The following is a 922-nucleotide window of genomic DNA, read 5'->3' as shown; positions in this document are numbered from 1 at the left end:
GCATACTTTTCGTCCGAATCAAAGGATGCGCTATGGGCCAGGTTCTTCATGGGAGCGCCACGACGACAGAGGCGATCCGTCGAGCGATACAGCATAGTCAAGAGAGCCTGAGGGCGCTGGCGAAGCGCTACGGCATCAATCAGAAGACGGTTAGGAAGTGGAGGAACCGGACGTCGGCCGCCGATCTTCCGACTGGCCCCAGAGATCCGAAGTAGACAGTGCTATCGACTGAGGAAGAGGCGGTCATCGTCGCCTTTCGGCGTTATACGCTGCTGCCACTGGACGATTGCCTCTATGCTCTCCAACCGACGATCCCGCATCTGTCGCGGTCATCCTTGCATCGCTGCCTGCAGCGTCACGGGATAGGCAGGTTGCCGGATGTCGAGGGCGACAAGCCGGCAAGGAAGAAGTTCAAGGCCTATCCAATCGGCTACTTCCATATCGACGTCGCCGAGGTCCGAACCGAGCAGGGCAAGCTGCATATGTTCGTGGCCATAGATCGGACCTCGAAGTTCGCTTTCGTCGAGCTGCACGAGAAGGCAACGACAGCGGTCTCCGCCGATTTCCTGCGCCATCTTCTTGATGCTGTCCCTTACAAGATCCACACAGTGCTTACCGACAACGGCATTCAGTTCACGACCCCAGGTGCCGGCGGCTCGGCCGTTCCGCTGATCAAGGAAGCCATGGCGGCGGGAGAAATCATATGGGCGCACGCCTTCGAACATACTTGCGCCAAGGCCGATATCGACCACCGAACGACAAAGCCAAGGCACCCATGGACCAACGGCCAGGTCGAACGCATGAACCGCACGATCAAGGATGCGACCGTCAAACGCTTCTACTACGAGAGCCATGACCAACTGCGCCAGCATCTCGCCGATTTCGTCTTAGCCTATAATTTCGGCCGTCGACTGAAGACCCT

The 922-nt window shown here is 58.1% G+C and carries 1 pseudogene; it reads left to right on the top strand.

The window, feature by feature from the left end:
* Positions 1–32 precede the first annotated feature (32 nt).
* A pseudogene (locus tag NKH38_RS33245) lies at positions 33–922 on the top strand (IS481 family transposase); the annotation flags it as partial.

Origin of the sequence: Mesorhizobium sp. M1078, from assembly GCF_040318615.1 — a bacterium.
In the GTDB taxonomy this organism is placed as follows: Bacteria; Pseudomonadota; Alphaproteobacteria; order Rhizobiales; family Rhizobiaceae; genus Mesorhizobium.
The sequence above is the reverse complement of the archived record's forward strand: the minus strand, read 5'-3'. Positions and strand labels throughout refer to the sequence as shown.